The following is a 16,605-nucleotide window of genomic DNA, read 5'->3' as shown; positions in this document are numbered from 1 at the left end:
GCCTCTAGAATGGGGTAAAATATGAGCTCTTTTGAGTTTCATCTTATTAACGTGACATTAGGTTATCCCTACCCATGCCAGATCAAGCCATCAACGAATCCGAATCCACCTACGCCTTACTGTCTAATGTCACCAAGACCTCTAATGCCCTGACGCCGCCTTGGTATTATCAGTTTTTAATCAAATTACTAAAGCCGCTATATCGAATCACCTTGTGGCGTCGTCATAAAAAGGCCAAAAAATCAGGCATAGAGACCGCGGATTATAAAGAAGAGATAGCGGCACGCTTTGGCCGTCATTATCCTGATGTGCCAACATTAGCGAGTGATAAAATTTCGGGTAATCGCTGCGATGTCATGAACAATGCCACTATCTGGTGCCATGCAGTTTCATTGGGTGAGACCAATACCATTGCGCCGATGTTGAAGGTGATGCTTGAACAGGGGACAAAGATTTGGATTACCAATACCACGCAGACGGGTTTTGCGCGTACCGAAGTGCTGTTCAAAGAGGCATTAGAATCACGCCAAATGGTACATACCTTTGTGCCCGTTGATGACAAAGCGGTGGTAAAGAAGTTTATTGACCATGTTAATCCTGATTTGGCGATGTTTGTTGAGACGGAGCTTTGGGCAAATATTTTGGCTGAGCTGTGTCGCTCGGGCATTCCATCGGTATTGGTAAACGCGCGTCTGTCGCAGAAATCATTTGAAAGTTATGCAAAATACGAGCGTGTTAGCACCAGCATGATGCAAAATATCACCATGATTATTGCGCAAGATGCTGATTCTGCGAAGCGCTTTCGTCGCCTTGGCACACCAGTGCCTAAGATACGCCGTGCTGACTCGTTAAAGTGGTCAACAGGTAACGCCAACACCCAGACGCAAACAGCGTCTGAACGATCTGTCTTAGTCGACCGTTTCGCTCATTCAGCACAAGCGCTTGAACGCCCGATTTGGGTTGCAGGCAGTACCCATGAAGGGGAGGAGGCGCAAGTATTGCAGGTGCATCAGCAGTTATTACAGCAAGCAGGTATGGCCAATGCGCTACTTATCTTAGTGCCGCGCCATCCGGAACGCTTTGATGAGGTTGCAGAAGCGATTGAAGCAATAGGGCTTAATTTTTATAGACGTAGCAATGATGAGAAAATTGACGCTGATACGCAGGTATATCTTGCAGACACCATGGGTGAGCTAAATGCCTGTTATGCCATTGCAGATGTGGCTTTTGTCGGCGGATCACTGGTGAATATTGGGGGTCATAACCCAATTGAAGCGGCCAGTCTGGCCAAGCCGATTATCATGGGACCTTATACACAGTCTTGCCATGAGTTGGTTGAAGTGCTACATCAACAAGGCGCACTTGAAGTGGTAGAGGCGAGTGAGACCAATAAAAAACGTAAGACAGCGGATGATAAGTCTACCGCTAGCTTGCTGCATACTCTGCAGTATTGGCTAACACATAGCGATCAAGCAAAGCAGGCTGGTCAAAAGGCAAAGGAGCTAGTCACTCAAAAAAGCGATGCCATGACTCATCAGCTAGATATGATTGAGGCACTATTGACTGAGCATAAAGAGCCAAAAGTGGATGCCTCATTAGAGATTGAGCAGATTGATTTGGAGCACTTTAAGGTGCGTGCTCGTACGGATATCTAAAGCCATAAAACGATTAAAGCCATAAAGAGAGACTAGGCGAGTATGAATATTTTACTATTGCCTAAATCGGCCGCACAAAGCCCGACCTTTAAGATTGATAGTCCGGCACAAGTGGCGCATATTCAGCAAGTTTTGGGACTAACAGTGGGCGATAGCCTAAAGGTGGGTCTGCTATCAGATAATATAGGCACGGCAGTTATCAAGGATATCAGTACGCCTGATACAAGCGATGCGTCTATTATCCTTGAAGAAATACGCTGTGAAACACCGCCGCCTGCTAAGCTTGACTTAACGGTTGTTTTGGCCTTGCCGAGACCCAAAGTATTGCGCCGCTTAATCATGGATATGACTGCCATCGGTGTGCGCCATATTATTCTGCTAAATAGCTATCGTACTGACAAAAGCTACTGGCAAAGCCCCATACTAAAGCGTCTGGATGAATTTGTACAAGAGGGGCTACAGCAAGGGGTGGATACAGTGCCGCCAATTATTGAGCTTAAAAAACGTTTTAAGCCTTTTGTTGAAGATGAGCTTGCAGTATTAACGCAGCAACAACTTGCCGCTGCCGCGCACCCCTATGCTGATATGCCGCTAAAAGACTTTGAGCAAAAGGTAGGCCGGCCACAAATATTATGTATTGGTGCTGAGGGTGGCTGGATTGATTACGAGGTCGAGCTATTGAAAGTCAATGGCTGTCACAGTGTCAGCTTGGGTAGCCGTATTTTGCGTACCGAAGCGGCCGTCAATGCTTTATGTGGTCGCTATTTTTAATTTTCAGCCGTTGTTTAAATTTATCACTCATTTTTTTCATTTCCTTTATTTTAGTGCTTAATCCGTTATCGGTTAATCACCTTGCCGCATTAGCCAACAGGTTCAAATCATGTCTTATCGCTTTACCCAACTCAAAAAAGCCTTGTCACCGGCACTGATTGCCAGTTTGCTACTGGTAGGCTGTAGTGATAATACAGCTAAATCAGAGGGTGAGAATAGAGACAATCAAACTGCCGAATCTGTATCTATACAAGAGAAGGTACAAGTGGGTACGGATTTGGATATAGAGCAGTTAAAACGTATTAGTGCCGCCTACTATGAAGAGGAAGGGGCGGAGATTGAATGGGTGCCGATGAGTGCTGATGTGTTCAAGATTGAAGATGCCGATGCACTGCAATTGAGTCAGGATATTGATTTATCGCCTGAGATTGACATGTTATTGATGCACAGCGCGTATACCTTGGCCAATGCCAGTCATGCGCATAAGCTGCAGCCAGTTGGGTCTGAGGTGTTGATTAATGCGGTCCCCGATCAATATCAAGATCCGCAAGGCTATTGGTATGGCCTTGGTAAATATGCACGAACTTTGGTATTTAACAAGAATAAGGTGAATGAGCCTGAGCTGATTAATTATGCTAGTGTCGGTGGTCAAAAGTGGCTAGGTCGATTGTGCATGACGGATATCTTTACCCCTGAGAACCAAGCCATTGCCAAGATGATGTGGCGTTATCGCGGTACCAAGCTTACGCCCGAGATATTGGGCAACTGGCAGCGCAATATGGGTAGTCCTTCAGGTAGTAATTTAGAAGTACTGTCACGTATTGAACAAGGTCATTGCGACGTAGGTATTGTCGATAGCGATGTGTTTTGGGATTATGCTATCAATAACCCACAAACCTCGATTCGACTGATGTGGGCCAATCAAATCAACCGCGGTGCGATGACCAATGTCATTAGTGCCGGTCTGACCGATGAAGGCGAACAGGTTGGGCAGGCGCTACGATTTATGGAATGGCTAGTCAGCGATAAAGGGCAGGCGACACTGGCGTTTAATACGCATACTTTCCCTGTGATTGATATTAAAGACCCGAATATTAATGTGCAGGTGCTGCGCCCTGAGTGGACTGAGTTTGAGCCAGATGCAACGCCACTATCTGATATTATTGCCAACAGACGTAGAGTTGAGCCATTAGAGCCTGAGCCTATTGTCGAGACTACCAAAGAAGAAGGTACAGTTGAGCGTGTAGAAGAGTAGTTATTTGCTAGCTTTATTAAGTAATAAAGAGTGTTTATATACTGATTGATTCAGGCAATACTATTTGCTATTGATAATTGTTATTATTTGTATTAAGATGCCGGTTATCGTTCGATTAACAATAAAGATAAAGACATCGTTATCTGCGATGATGGCGTTAATTCAACAGCCACTTTAACAGTCATGTTTATGACAATCTATTTAATAACGACGTTAATAATAAGCTAATAGTATAAATTAGACCATTTATAGCGTAATGAGGACCTTATGGGTATCGCAAAACAAGAAACAACCAAGTCAGTAACCAGCAAAAGTACGCTTATTGGTGCAGCTGTTATCAGTGCTTTAGCATTGGCGGGCTGTAATAACGCAGCAGAAACAACGGATGCTGAAAAGACAGATACTACAGAAGCACAAGCGGCTTCAGGCGATGCCGTAACGGTTTATTCATCACGTAACGAGCAGCTTATCCAGCCATTATTAGAGGAATTTACTGCCGAGACAGGTATTCCTGTTGAATTGGTCACTGATAAAACTGGCCCATTGATGGCGCGTTTAGAGGCAGAAAGCACCAATACACCTGCTGATATCTTGTTAACCGTAGATGCCGGTAACCTATGGCAGGCAGGCGAGCAGGGTTTATTACAGCCGCTAAATTCTGAGGTGGTTAACACCAACGTTCCTGAAAAATATCGCTCTGCGGACGATTTATGGACAGGTTTGTCACTTCGCGCACGTACTATTTTCTATGATCCATCAAAAGTACAGCCAAGCGACTTATCAACCTATGCTGACCTTGCTGATCCGAAATGGAAAGGCAAGCTTTGTTTACGTACCTCGAAGAAGGTATATAATCAGTCGCTGGTTGCCAGTATGATTGAGCATTATGGTGAAGCCAAAACAGAAGAAATTGTAAAAGGTTGGGTTGATAACCTTGCGGCGCCAGTATTTAGTAATGATACTAAATTACTTGAAGCCATCGCTTCTGGTCAGTGTGAAGTGGGTATCGCTAACAGCTATTACTATGGCCGTATTTTGGATGAAAACCCTGAATTCCCAGTAAAACTATTCTGGGCTAACCAAGGTGACGGCGCGGATGCGACTGGCACACATGTTAACGTATCTGGCGCAGGTATCGTTAAAAATGCAGACAACGTTGACGGCGCTCGTAAGCTTATCGAATGGTTGTCATCAGACAAAGCGCAAGGCGAATATGCCAGTGGTGATAAAGAGTTCCCTGTAAAAGAGGGTATTGACGAGTCAGAGATGCTACGTTCATGGGGTCCATTCACTCAAGACAATATCAATGTTAGTATCTTCGGTCAGCGTCAAGGTGAAGCGGTACAGTTAATGGACCGTGTTGGTTACGAATAAGCGCGTACCTTCCATATGTCCTGTACCATATACAAGACCATATTATGAGTAATAAGAGCGGTACTAGGTTAATGTATTTATCGCCGCTCTTAGCTCAGAAAAGGGTTTTATGAGAGCAAATCAATCTAAAAGTTCCCTTATAGCGAAATCAGTCCTTGGACTGATTTCGCTATTTATGTTAGTGCCAATTATTATTGTGATGCGCTCTTGGTTTGAGCCTATGGCAGATATTTGGTCACATCTTTTAGATTATGTATTACCAGGTGTATTAAAAAATACGGCGTTAATTCTGCTCTTGGTGACGGTTATTGCAGGCTCACTGGGCACTTATTTGGCGTGGCTGACTAGCATGTACCGCTTTACCGGACAGAAGTTTTTTGTCTGGGCATTAATGCTACCTTTTGCCATACCCGCTTATGTACTTGCCTTTGTCAGCATGGGACTATTTGATTATAGCGGTATCGTGCAAACTCAATTACGCGAGCTTGGAATAAGCTGGTCTTTTACTCAGATTCGTAGCGTGTGGGGGGCAGGGGTTATTTTATCTTTGGTCTTCTATCCTTACGTTTATTTGTTGGCGCGTCAAGCCTTTTTATCACAAGGTCAACGTGCCTTAGAGGCCGGTCAAATGCTCGGCTTATCCAAACGTCGTGCGTTCTTTAAAGTGGCTTTACCGCAAGCCATGCCTTGGATTATTGGTGGTTTATTATTAACTTGGATGGAAACCTTAGCCGATTTTGGTGCGGTTTCTGTATTCAACTTAGATACTTTTACCACTGCCATTTACAAAGCTTGGTTTGGTTTCTTTAGCTTGACCACAGCCGCACAATTAGCCGCGCTGCTGATTATCACTGTCTTTATTATTCTAATGCTAGAGCGTTATTGGCAAAAAAAGCGCAGCTATCTACCCAGCAATGGTCAAAGACAACGTAAGGCACTAACCGGACTGGCTAATATTTGGGCATTTTTATTCTGCTCAGTTATCTTTATTTTAGCTTTTGGTTTGCCAGTGGCTCAGCTAATCGTTTGGGTAGCTAAGAACTATCATATCGATTTGGACCGACGCTATTGGGACTTTGTCACTAACACTGTCTTGATCGCCAGCTCGACGGCAGTGTTTATCGCCTTTATTGCACTGATGATGGCTTGGCTATTACGTCAATTTCCCAGTCGCAGCAATCAGCTGCTCGTGTCGCTAGCAAACTTGGGCTACGCGGTGCCAGGTACAGTGCTTGCTGTTGGGGTGTTTATCCCAATTGCGTGGATTGATAATACGTTAATTGCAAGTAATATGATTACTGCGCAGGTATTAAGTGGAAGCGTGGTAGTCATGCTACTGGCGTTAACCACCCGCTTTACCACGGTGGGGTTTCAACCAATTGATCGGCAGTTAAATCGTTTAACTCCGAGCCAAGATCAGGCAGCAAACCTATTGACCACCAGTCGTTGGCAGCGTTGGCGTCAAGTGTACTTACCAGTGATTAGCCCTGGGGTATTTACTGCGCTAATTATGGTATTTGTGGAAGTGACCAAAGAGATGCCGATTACGCTAATGACACGCCGTCAGGGATGGGATACGTTGGCAGTTCGCGTGTTTGAAATGACCTCTGAAGGTATGTATGAGCGTGCGGCATTGCCCAGTTTGACCATTGTATTGGTCGGCTTAATTCCGGTTATTTTATTAATACGCCAGTCTGATAAAGCCTAAATAAGGCTAAGGCTTTGGTCTTATCAAAGTACGCTGAACCATAACTTCTTTATTGTATTGCTATTAACAGTTAAATAGCCTAAGCATAACGGTGATATTCCATGCAAACCCGCTTCGCAGATAACCTAAATTTTTCTATAGACAACCCAAGCACTAACTCGGTTGCTACCGATGATTATTTAGTACTGGATAATATCAGCGTCAGCTTTGGCAATACGGATGTGGTTCGATCGTTATCAATGCGCTTGGCTCAAGGCGAGATTGGCTGTTTATTAGGCTTTAGTGGTTGTGGCAAAACTACAGCGCTGCGAGCTATTGCTGGTTTAGAGCAGCCGCATCAAGGCATCGTTAAGCTAAATGGAAAGACCTTAACCAATATCGAAGACCGTAAGGTTAATGTGCAAATTGTGCCGGCCAAACGGGGCATGGGTATGGTATTTCAGGACTATGCGCTTTTTACACATTTAACCGTCAGTGAAAATATCGGCTTTGGTCTGCATCGCTGGAATAAAGCGGATAGGGCAGCGCGTATCAAAGAAGTGTTGGCGTTAGTTGAGTTAACCGAACATGCCGATAAGCGGATTAATGAGTTGTCAGGCGGACAGCAGCAGCGTATAGCTTTGGCAAGAGCATTAGCACCAAAGCCTGAGTTACTATTGCTTGATGAGCCGTTCTCTAACTTAGATATGATGCTGCGTGAGTCATTAGCCAGCAAAGTGCGTGACATTCTAAAGCAAACCAATACCACTGCGATTTTGGTGACTCACGATCAGCACGAAGCCTTTGCCATAGCTGACAAAATTGGAGTGATGCACAAAGGCAAGCTTGCGCAGTGGGCGACACCGGATGAACTGTATCATGAGCCGAATAGCCCGTTTATTGCGGAGTTTGTCGGTGAAGGTGCGATGATAGATGGAATAATTGAACACGGTATTATCAAAACCGCATTGGGTGATATTAAGCGAGAGGCGGAGCCAATTCATGCAGAAGATGTGGGTACGGTTGCAGCACCGCAACAAGCGTTTACGCAAGGTGAGGCCTGTGATTACGACTTTCCTAATGGAACCAAGATTAAAGTCTTGATTCGTCCAGATGACATCGTTCATGATGATGCCAGTGCGCAGCAGGCCATAGTGGTTGGGCGGGTATTTCGAGGTGCTAACTTTTTATATCGTCTGCGTCTGTCAAACGGCGAGGAAGTATTATCGTTAATATCAAGCCATCACGATCACCCAGTCGGTTCTTCTATCGGCTTTCGTGCTGTGATGGGGCATGTGGTGCTGTTCCAAGGCGAAGGCGTTGATGTCACCACATGGCACCGTATCTAGCTTCCCATTCCTAAGTTTAATCAATTGATGGGTCGCGACCTGCCAGCACGTGCAAGTAGCGGCCTAGCCACTTATAAGGCGCTTGATTTGAATAGCGCACTTCCATTTCAACCACCGCTTCTGGATTGGTATGGCCGCCACGCTTGAGCGGACTGTAATCATGAAACACGCGTAAGCCACTAACCGACGCTATTTCAAACCCTTGCTTGCTAAGCCAACCTTCTACCTCTTCAAAACTGACCGGATTATTAGGGGTCAGGCTTTTGTTGTTGTCTGATTTAAAGTCTGGGTTATTAAGCAAATTAAAATTTCCCATAATCAGGTTACGATAAACAAAGCTTGCTGGATTATAAAAGCACAGCGATAACACACCATGAGGGGCAAGCCATTTATCAAAAAATGGCATGATTTCACTGGGCTGACCCAACCACTCAAGTAGAGCATGACACAAAATCAAATCATAACCATCTGCTGCTTTTTCACCAACATTTAAGGTATCACCAAGCACTTCTTCAAATTGCTGATAAGGACATACCAACCAATAGATATCATCGGCCACACCTTGCTGCTCAGCGCTTTTTTTGGCTTCAACCAGCATATTGTGTGAGATGTCGTTAATCGTCACCTGATGACCTTCGCAAGCCAGTCCAATGGAAAGCTGTGCTAAGCCTGCGCCCACATCCAAGATACGTAACGGACGCTGTAATTGCGCCGATAGCTTAGCGACCACCTCAGACAAATCTCGCTTTAGTACCGCCAAGCGAATCTCTCCTTTTAATCCGCCATATACCTTTTTGACAAAATGCTCGGCAATGGGGTCAAAGTTACGGTCTTCTGAAGTTGTCATAAGCGTTAGGTGTCCGAATAAAGTTAAGGCAAACGAGAGTATAAATAATAGACTGCATCATGGTAGAGAATGCGACTTATTGTAAGCGCAAAGCGGTAGATTGCAACCCAGTTCATCTGATTTGAAGCGGTAATTTTTGATTTGATTTTAATTTGGTTGTCGCCGGCTAATATTCCGGTACATTTTGCGGTCAATAGCAGTAAAAGCACCCGTTTGAGCGTAATTTATGCTAAAATATGGCAGTTATTTTTTAGTATAAAATTTTAAAAATAGTTTGCAGAATTCCTAGTTTGATCGCTTATTTATAATAAAGTCAATCAAGGGGCAACTGCCAACATGGAGATGTATGTATGAGTGATTCGGTCAGTCCTATTGCTATCGTCGATGAGATGAAGCAGTCCTACCTTGATTATGCGATGAGCGTTATTGTATCTCGAGCGCTACCGGATGTGCGTGACGGGCTGAAACCTGTGCATCGTCGTATCATGTATGCCATGCATCAGTTGTCAAATGATTACAATAAGCCATATAAAAAGTCTGCTCGTGTGGTCGGTGATGTGATCGGTAAATATCACCCACATGGTGATACCGCGGTTTATGATGCCATCGTTCGTATGGCGCAGGACTTTAGTCTTCGTTATCCAATGGTCGATGGTCAGGGTAATTTTGGTTCTATCGATGATGACCCAGCAGCTGCGATGCGTTATACCGAAGTACGTATGACTAAACTTACGCATCAAATGCTTGCTGACCTTGATAAGGACACGGTCGATTGGGAAGACAACTACGATGGCTCAGAGCGTATGCCAAGCGTACTGCCTGCGCGTATTCCTAATCTACTGGTTAACGGTGCCACCGGTATTGCGGTAGGTATGGCGACCAATATGGCGCCGCATAACCTGACCGAAGTGTTGGATGCGTGTCTGGCTTATGCCGATAACTCGAATATCTCTAGCGAAGAGCTAACCAATTATATCTCAGGTCCTGATTTCCCAACCGGCGGTATTATCTATGGCCGCTCAGGTATTGTTGATGCTTATCGCACTGGTAAAGGTCGCTTGCATATCCGTGGTCGTTATCATATTGAGCCAATGAGTGATACGGGTGTTAACCGTGACCGTGAACGTATTGTTTTCACTGAGATTCCTTATCAGTCTAACAAAGCCAAGCTGATTGAGCGTATTGCAGAATTAGTACGTGATAAGAAAATTGAAGGTATTTCTGAGATTCGTGATGAGTCTGATAAAGACGGTATGCGTATCGCGATTGACCTGCGCCGCGGTGAAGTGGCAGAGGTTATTGTTAATAACCTGTTCTTGCAAACGCCACTAGAATCAAGCTTTAGCATTAACATGGTTGCCCTAGATAATGGTCAGCCAAAATTGATGACCCTACGTCAATTAATCGCCGCGTTCGTGCGTCACCGTCAAGAAGTGGTGACTCGCCGTACGATTTTTGAATTAAATAAAGCCAAAGCGCGTGGTCATTTATTAGAGGGCTTAACCGTTGCTCTAGCAAATATTGACGATATTATTGCAACTATTAAAGAGTCAGCGAACCGCGGTGAAGCGCGTGAGAAGCTGCTTGAGACGACTTGGGACTCGGGCACGGTTGTGGCTATGCTACAAGCCGCTGGCCGTGGCACCCTTGCTGCCGGTGACCTGCGTTCTGTTCGTCCTGAATACATTGAAGGCGAAGACCTTAAAAATCCGTTTGGCCTAATTGATAATGGCAATAACTACCGCTTATCTCTTGAGCAAGTGAATGCAATCTTAGAGATGCAGCTGCATCGTCTAACTGGTCTTGAGCAAGACAAACTGACCGAAGAATACCAAGATTTACTGCGTCAAATTGCAGAACTTGAATCTATCTTAGCTGACTTTGATAAACTGATGATGGTTATCAAAAATGAGCTGATTGAAATCCGTGATAACTTCGGCGATGAGCGTCGTACCGACATCGTTGATTCACGTATTGACTTTAGCCGTGAAGATTTGATTCCAGAGCAGACCGTTGTATTAACCGTATCGCGCACTGGTTATGCAAAGACTCAACCGATTGGCGATTATGTTGCTCAAAAACGTGGTGGTAAAGGCAAATCTGCTACCGCAATGAAAGAGGACGACGTGATTGATCATCTGGTTGTGACCTCAACGCACGCCACTGTGCTGTGTTTTACTGATAATGGCCGTGTGTTTAGCCTACGTGGTTTTGAAGTGCCGATTGCCAGCCGTGGTGCTCGTGGTCGTCCGCTAGTGAATATCATTGGTCTAGAGCCAGATGAGATTGTGACAACCATCTTGCCAATTCCAAATCTTTCGGAAGAGATTGATAGCCGTTTTGTGTTCTTTGCTACGGCAAATGGTACGGTTAAACGTGTTCAATTATCTCAATTTGCCAATATTCGCTCGAATGGTCTGATTGCTATCGGTCTAGAAGAGGGTGATAAACTGGTGTCAACGCGTATCACTAATGGTAGCCAAGAAGTGATGCTGTTTGCTTCAAGCGGTAAAGCGATTCGTTTTGATGAAAATGATGCCCGTGTGATGGGTCGTACTGCTAAAGGTGTTCGCGGTATGCGTATTGCAAAAGATGAGCTGATTAAATCGCTTGTTGTGATTGAGGATGACGTTAAAGAGATCTTAATTGCTTGTGAAAATGGATATGGTAAGCGTACGCCAGTTGAAGAGTTTAACGCTCAAAACCGTGGCGGCGGTGGTGTAATAGCCATTAAGACCAGTGAGCGTAACGGTGCATTAGTACGTGCTACTAAGGTTCAGCCTGAAGATGACATTATCTTAATCTCAAACAAAGGTACCTTGGTTCGTACACCGGTTGCTCAGGTAGCGACGTCAGGTCGTAATACTCAAGGTGTGACTTTAATTCGATTGGCCAGTGACGAAGCGCTTGTCGCCATGGCGCGTGTTGAAGACACTGGCGAGGAAGACGAGCTTGCAAAAGCATTAATCGAAGATGGCGTTCTACAAAGCGACACTTTCGACGGTGATGTTGTCGACAGCAATGTTGAAGCAGGACTTGCTGATAGCATTGGCGATGGCAGCGTTGATGAAGCACTAAACATAAATACGCCATCTGGTGACGTGAATAATACAGAGAATGATGAATAATCTTATTACACTATCGGTTATTGTTTAGCCCAAGTTAGTGGAAATGGAAGGTAAATGCCGACAATGGGTTGTCGGCATTTTTTATTAAACAAATAAGGAGTGGTATGTCAAATCTTCATTTGCACCATCTAGAGAATTCACGTTCATTTCGAATTTTATGGCTTTTAGAAGAGCTTGGTATTGAGTATCAGCTCACTAAGTATGAACGTACAAAGTCGTTTTTAGCACCTAAAAGTCTAGAGGCAGTTCATCCTTCTGGTAAAGCGCCTATTTTAGAAGTGAAGGGTATAGACCCTCAGAATCCAGAAGAAACGAAGCCTCTAATTGAGTCCGGTTATATCATTGATTATTTGATGGCCAAATACGATACCGAATATAAACTGCATCCTAAAGTTGATGCTGATGATTCTGCATGGCGCGATTATGATTTTTGGATGCACTATGCTGAAGCGTCTGCAATGCCGCCGCTAGTGATGCGTCTGGTATTCACAAAGGTGGTAGAGCGTTCACCTAAGCTAATTCGTCCAATCGCTAAAGGTATTCGCAAGCAAGTCGAAGCGTCTATGATTAGCAGAAATATCAGCAAAACCTTGGATTTGGTTGAATGCGAGTTGTCTTCTGGTCAGTGGTTTGCTGGTGAAGAGTTTAGCGCAGCTGATATTCAAATGGCGTTCTTCATTGAAGCGGCTAATGCCGGTCATAGCTTAGATAGCGTACGTTATACCAATACCTTAAATTGGTTAAAACGTTGTAAGGCGCGTGAAGCTTATCAAACTGCCGTCGCCAAAGGAGGCAAGCTTGAGTTCTAAGAACAATATAGATCAAAAGGATATTCAAAAGCCTGAGGTTTTAAAGTCTTGGAAGATTAAGCTGTTTGTTTTGCTCCTTTGCATAGTAAGCTTTTTCGCTGGATGGCAAGCGAGTCGCTCGCATTTGGTAAAAGAATGCCGTCTGGCAGGCGCTCAAGTCGTGATGCAAAATGATACGATGTTTTGTCAATTGCCTTAGCTTTGCAATTAGGGTCTGTTGAACATTCAAATATTAGGACTGCTGATAGCTAAAATTGTTCCAAACTAGGTGTAAACCGACGATAATGTCTAGACCTTAGCTAGGTTTATAACAACGTTTGGGGCAATTTTAGCAACAGCCCTGCGGGGCAGGGCTGTTTTTTGTCAATATATTGCGAAATTTTTTAACTTAGAATGACTAAGCGTCAAAAATTTCCCTGCATATTGCCTAAAAAACAGCCTCCGCCAGTTCCACATTTGAATATTCAACAGACCCTTATAAAATTTAAATTAAGCCCGTGTTTCTTTTAATAGAAATGCGGGCTTTTTTATGGCAAATCAGAAGGGTGCTCTAAATTTTCTTGAAATAGTAATCAGCGGTGCCTATATAATTACGCAATAGTCACATAAAAACTTGACATAACAATAAATTCTTGAAACTAACTTGAAAAAAGAGTCGATAGGCTGCATATATATAACAGAATAAAGCAAAGCCAAGTAATAAGCGGTGTATAGTATTTAGTCAGTTACTGGCCTATTTACTCATTGATTTGCTAGATGGCTATTTAAAATAACTGCTTGAACATTGCTTTAGTACGCATATAAAAACAATATTAACAATTAAAAGGATACTCCATGAGATTTGATAAATTTACCCAAAAACTACAGGCCGCTTTGCAACAAGCGCAAAGCTTAGCACTCGGCCGAGACCATACTAGCATTAGCCCAGTGCATATTATGGCCGCTTTGCTAGAAGACGAGTCTAATATCTCGGTCTGTCAGCAAGCAGGTGCCAGTATTCCTGCGCTAAAAAATGGTGTTGCAAAAGCACTGGATAATCAAGCGACGATTTCGACACCCACTGGCGAGGTTAATTTAAATCCAGATGCGGTTAAAGTGCTAAACCTAGCTGATCGCCAAGCACAGAAAGCTGGTGATGATTATATTGCCACTGAATGGGTATTGCAGATTATAGCCGAGCAGGGTGATACCAAAAAGATATTTGAACAAGCGGGTGTAACCGCTGCTAAATTAAAAGCAGTGATCGAGCACCTTCGCGGGGAGCAAACTGTGGACAGTCAAAATGCAGAAGACCAACGTGATGCGTTAAACAAATACACCATCAACTTAACGGAGCGAGCGGAGTCAGGTAAGCTTGATCCAGTCATTGGCCGTGACGAAGAGATTCGCCGCACCATTCAGGTATTGTCACGCCGCACTAAGAATAACCCAGTATTAATCGGTGAACCAGGTGTGGGTAAAACAGCCATTGTTGAAGGTCTGGCACAAAAAATCGTTAACGGCGATGTACCAGAGGGCCTACGCCGTAAAGAAGTGCTATCATTAGACTTAGGTTCATTAATCGCTGGTGCTAAGTACCGCGGTGAGTTTGAGGAGCGTCTAAAAGGCGTGCTCAATGATCTTGCCAAGCAAGAAGGTAATGTCATCTTATTTATTGATGAGCTGCACACTATGGTTGGTGCTGGTAAAAGCGACGGTGCGATGGATGCCGGTAACATGCTAAAGCCTGCTCTAGCACGCGGTGAGTTACACTGTGTGGGTGCGACCACGCTTGATGAATATCGCCAATATATTGAAAAAGATGCGGCACTTGAGCGTCGTTTCCAAAAAGTATTGGTTGATGAGCCAAGCGTTGAAGATACCATTGCTATCTTACGCGGTTTAAAAGAGCGTTATGAGCTGCACCACGGTGTCGATATTCAAGACAGTGCGATTATCGCTGCAGCCCGTATGAGTCATCGTTATATTACTGACCGTAAGCTGCCAGATAAAGCCATTGACTTGATTGATGAAGCGGCCAGCCGTTTACGTATGGAAATGGACAGCAAGCCTGAAGCATTGGGCAAATTAGATAGCCGTTTGATTCAGCTAAAAATGCAGCGTGAAGTGTTGAAGAATGAAGAAGACGCAGGTGCGCAGGCTGAGCGTAAAGTGCTTGATGAGCAAATTGAAGAGCTTGAAAAAGAATATGCCGACTTAAACGAAATCTGGCAAGCTGAGAAAGCCCTAGTAAAAGGCAGTCAGCAGCTTAAAGACGAGCTTGATAAAGCACGCATCGCGTATGACAAAGCCAGCCGTGAAGGCGATTATGAGACCATGAGTAAGCTGCAGTATGAGACCATTCCGCAGTTAGAAAAACGCATTACTGAGTCTGACCTTGCTGAACAAAAAGAGCAAACAGGTGAGGGTGATGGTATTAAGCTGCTACGTAACAAAGTAACAGACAATGAAATCGCAGAAGTGGTGGCGGCTGCAACGGGCATCCCTGTGAGCAAAATGCTACAAGGTGAACGTGAAAAAATGATCGCCATGGAAGAGAAGCTACATGAGCGTGTCATTGGTCAAGATGAAGCGGTGCTTTCGGTTGCTAACGCTGTACGTCGTAGCCGTGCTGGTCTGTCAGATCCAAATCGTCCATCTGGTTCGTTCCTATTCTTAGGTCCAACGGGTGTCGGTAAAACAGAGTTGACCAAATCATTGGCTAACTTCCTGTTTGATTCTGAGGATGCCATGGTACGTATCGACATGAGTGAATTCATGGAGAAACACAGCGTCAGCCGCTTAGTAGGCGCACCTCCAGGTTATGTCGGTTATGAAGAAGGCGGTGTGTTAACCGAAGCCGTACGCCGTAAGCCATATAGCGTCATCTTATTTGATGAGGTAGAAAAAGCGCATCCAGATGTGTTTAATATTCTACTTCAGGTATTGGATGATGGACGCTTGACAGACTCTCAGGGCCGAGTAGTGGACTTCAAAAATACGGTTATTATCATGACCAGTAACTTGGGTTCACACAAAATCCAAGAGATGGCCGGTGATGATTACGAAGAAATAAAAGCCTCAGTTATGGAGTCGGTTGGTCAACATTTCCGTCCAGAGTTTGTGAACCGTATTGATGAGATTGTGGTATTCCATCCACTTGGTATGGCACAAATGGCCGGTATTGCAGATATCCAACTTGACCGCTTACGTGATCGCTTAAAAGAGCGTGAAATGGATATCAAATTATCGCCAGATGCGATGAACATGCTCGTTGCTGTGGGTTATGATCCTGTTTACGGTGCGCGTCCTCTAAAACGTGCTATCCAGCAGCAAATTGAGAACCCATTATCACTGAAATTATTATCTGGTGAGTTTGTTGCCGGTGATACTATTAAAGTCGATGTTGATGAAGAGGATAATCTAGTATTTACTAAGTAAATTGCACTAAGTAAATAACATAGAAATCTACTTTATTAAAGCATAACTTTAGATAGTCGTTAAAGTTTGAAAACTTAAAAAGCCTAGCTATTATTAGCTAGGCTTTTTTATTATTAATGTCCCGTCCTAAAATAAGTTTACGAAAAGGAAGCTTATAAATGGACAAAGCAGAAAGATCAAGGATTAAACGAACACAGAAAGATTACACACTCGGCTTTAAATTAGCTATTGTAGAGCAAGTAGAAAAAGGCGACATGACCTACAAACAAGCCCAAAAGCACTATGGCATACAAGGACGTAGTACCGTCCT

Annotated in this window: 11 protein-coding genes and 1 pseudogene; 11 read left to right on the top strand and 1 reads right to left on the bottom strand. The window is 44.1% G+C overall.

The window, feature by feature from the left end; genetic code table 11:
• The first annotated feature begins 74 nt into the window (after positions 1-74).
• The 6 genes from AC2SLM_RS10570 to AC2SLM_RS10545 all read left to right on the top strand — a co-directional run bounded on the left by AC2SLM_RS10570 (position 75) and on the right by AC2SLM_RS10545 (position 8,091).
• Positions 75-1,655: a 3-deoxy-D-manno-octulosonic acid transferase gene (locus tag AC2SLM_RS10570; RefSeq protein WP_486553761.1), complete on the top strand. Its 1,581-nt coding sequence runs from the start codon at positions 75-77 to the stop codon at positions 1,653-1,655.
• 42 nt (positions 1,656-1,697) lie between these two features.
• Complete coding sequence (locus tag AC2SLM_RS10565) at positions 1,698-2,426, top strand: 16S rRNA (uracil(1498)-N(3))-methyltransferase (RefSeq protein WP_486553759.1); 729 nt, start codon at positions 1,698-1,700, stop codon at positions 2,424-2,426.
• A 109-nt stretch (positions 2,427-2,535) separates the two neighbouring features.
• On the top strand, positions 2,536-3,681 hold the full coding sequence (locus AC2SLM_RS10560) for a substrate-binding domain-containing protein (protein WP_486553757.1): 1,146 nt from the start codon (positions 2,536-2,538) through the stop codon (positions 3,679-3,681).
• A 267-nt stretch (positions 3,682-3,948) separates the two neighbouring features.
• Positions 3,949-5,055 (top strand): extracellular solute-binding protein, encoded by a 1,107-nt coding sequence (locus AC2SLM_RS10555; RefSeq protein ID WP_486553755.1) that lies wholly within the window; start codon positions 3,949-3,951, stop codon positions 5,053-5,055.
• 109 nt (positions 5,056-5,164) lie between these two features.
• Positions 5,165-6,763 (top strand): ABC transporter permease, encoded by a 1,599-nt coding sequence (locus AC2SLM_RS10550; protein WP_486553753.1) that lies wholly within the window; start codon positions 5,165-5,167, stop codon positions 6,761-6,763.
• A gap of 101 nt (positions 6,764-6,864) precedes the next feature.
• Positions 6,865-8,091, top strand: coding sequence for an ABC transporter ATP-binding protein (locus AC2SLM_RS10545; protein WP_486553751.1), 1,227 nt, complete (start codon positions 6,865-6,867; stop codon positions 8,089-8,091).
• A 16-nt stretch (positions 8,092-8,107) separates the two neighbouring features.
• Here the strand turns inward: AC2SLM_RS10545 and AC2SLM_RS10540 are convergent, their stop codons facing one another.
• Positions 8,108-8,938, bottom strand: coding sequence for a methyltransferase domain-containing protein (locus AC2SLM_RS10540; RefSeq protein ID WP_486553749.1), 831 nt, complete (start codon positions 8,936-8,938; stop codon positions 8,108-8,110).
• A 350-nt stretch (positions 8,939-9,288) separates the two neighbouring features.
• Between AC2SLM_RS10540 and gyrA the strand changes: the two genes are divergently transcribed.
• From gyrA to AC2SLM_RS10515, 5 genes and pseudogenes are all read left to right on the top strand, one after another.
• Entirely contained in the window at positions 9,289-12,066 is a 2,778-nt protein-coding gene (gyrA, locus tag AC2SLM_RS10535; RefSeq protein ID WP_486553747.1) for a DNA gyrase subunit A, read from the top strand.
• Positions 12,067-12,170: 104 nt separating this feature from the next.
• The gene (locus AC2SLM_RS10530; RefSeq protein ID WP_486553745.1) at positions 12,171-12,875 is read left to right on the top strand and encodes a glutathione S-transferase; all 705 of its coding nucleotides are present in this window, start codon (positions 12,171-12,173) and stop codon (positions 12,873-12,875) included.
• Positions 12,865-13,074 carry a hypothetical protein gene (locus AC2SLM_RS10525; protein ID WP_486553744.1) on the top strand — a complete coding sequence of 70 codons (210 nt, stop codon included), beginning with the start codon at positions 12,865-12,867 and terminating at the stop codon, positions 13,072-13,074. The genes AC2SLM_RS10530 and AC2SLM_RS10525 overlap by 11 nt, the downstream gene beginning before the upstream one ends.
• Positions 13,075-13,709: 635 nt before the next feature.
• The gene (gene clpB, locus AC2SLM_RS10520) at positions 13,710-16,295 is read left to right on the top strand and encodes an ATP-dependent chaperone ClpB (RefSeq protein WP_486553742.1); all 2,586 of its coding nucleotides are present in this window, start codon (positions 13,710-13,712) and stop codon (positions 16,293-16,295) included.
• Positions 16,296-16,453: 158 nt separating this feature from the next.
• Positions 16,454-16,605 (top strand): annotated as a pseudogene (locus AC2SLM_RS10515) (IS3 family transposase); the annotation flags it as partial.

This window comes from Psychrobacter sp. CX16, assembly GCF_057396245.1.
Note: the sequence above shows the minus strand (reverse complement) of the source record. Positions and strands in the feature narration are given on the sequence as shown.

Coding starts and splice junctions, on each gene's coding strand:
- AC2SLM_RS10570 (WP_486553761.1), top strand. CDS start 75: ATGCCAGATCAAGCCATCAACGAATCCGAATCCACCTACGCCTTACTG.
- AC2SLM_RS10565 (WP_486553759.1), top strand. CDS start 1,698: ATGAATATTTTACTATTGCCTAAATCGGCCGCACAAAGCCCGACCTTT.
- AC2SLM_RS10560 (WP_486553757.1), top strand. CDS start 2,536: ATGTCTTATCGCTTTACCCAACTCAAAAAAGCCTTGTCACCGGCACTG.
- AC2SLM_RS10555 (WP_486553755.1), top strand. CDS start 3,949: ATGGGTATCGCAAAACAAGAAACAACCAAGTCAGTAACCAGCAAAAGT.
- AC2SLM_RS10550 (WP_486553753.1), top strand. CDS start 5,165: ATGAGAGCAAATCAATCTAAAAGTTCCCTTATAGCGAAATCAGTCCTT.
- AC2SLM_RS10545 (WP_486553751.1), top strand. CDS start 6,865: ATGCAAACCCGCTTCGCAGATAACCTAAATTTTTCTATAGACAACCCA.
- AC2SLM_RS10540 (WP_486553749.1), bottom strand. CDS start 8,938: ATGACAACTTCAGAAGACCGTAACTTTGACCCCATTGCCGAGCATTTT.
- gyrA (WP_486553747.1), top strand. CDS start 9,289: ATGAGTGATTCGGTCAGTCCTATTGCTATCGTCGATGAGATGAAGCAG.
- AC2SLM_RS10530 (WP_486553745.1), top strand. CDS start 12,171: ATGTCAAATCTTCATTTGCACCATCTAGAGAATTCACGTTCATTTCGA.
- clpB (WP_486553742.1), top strand. CDS start 13,710: ATGAGATTTGATAAATTTACCCAAAAACTACAGGCCGCTTTGCAACAA.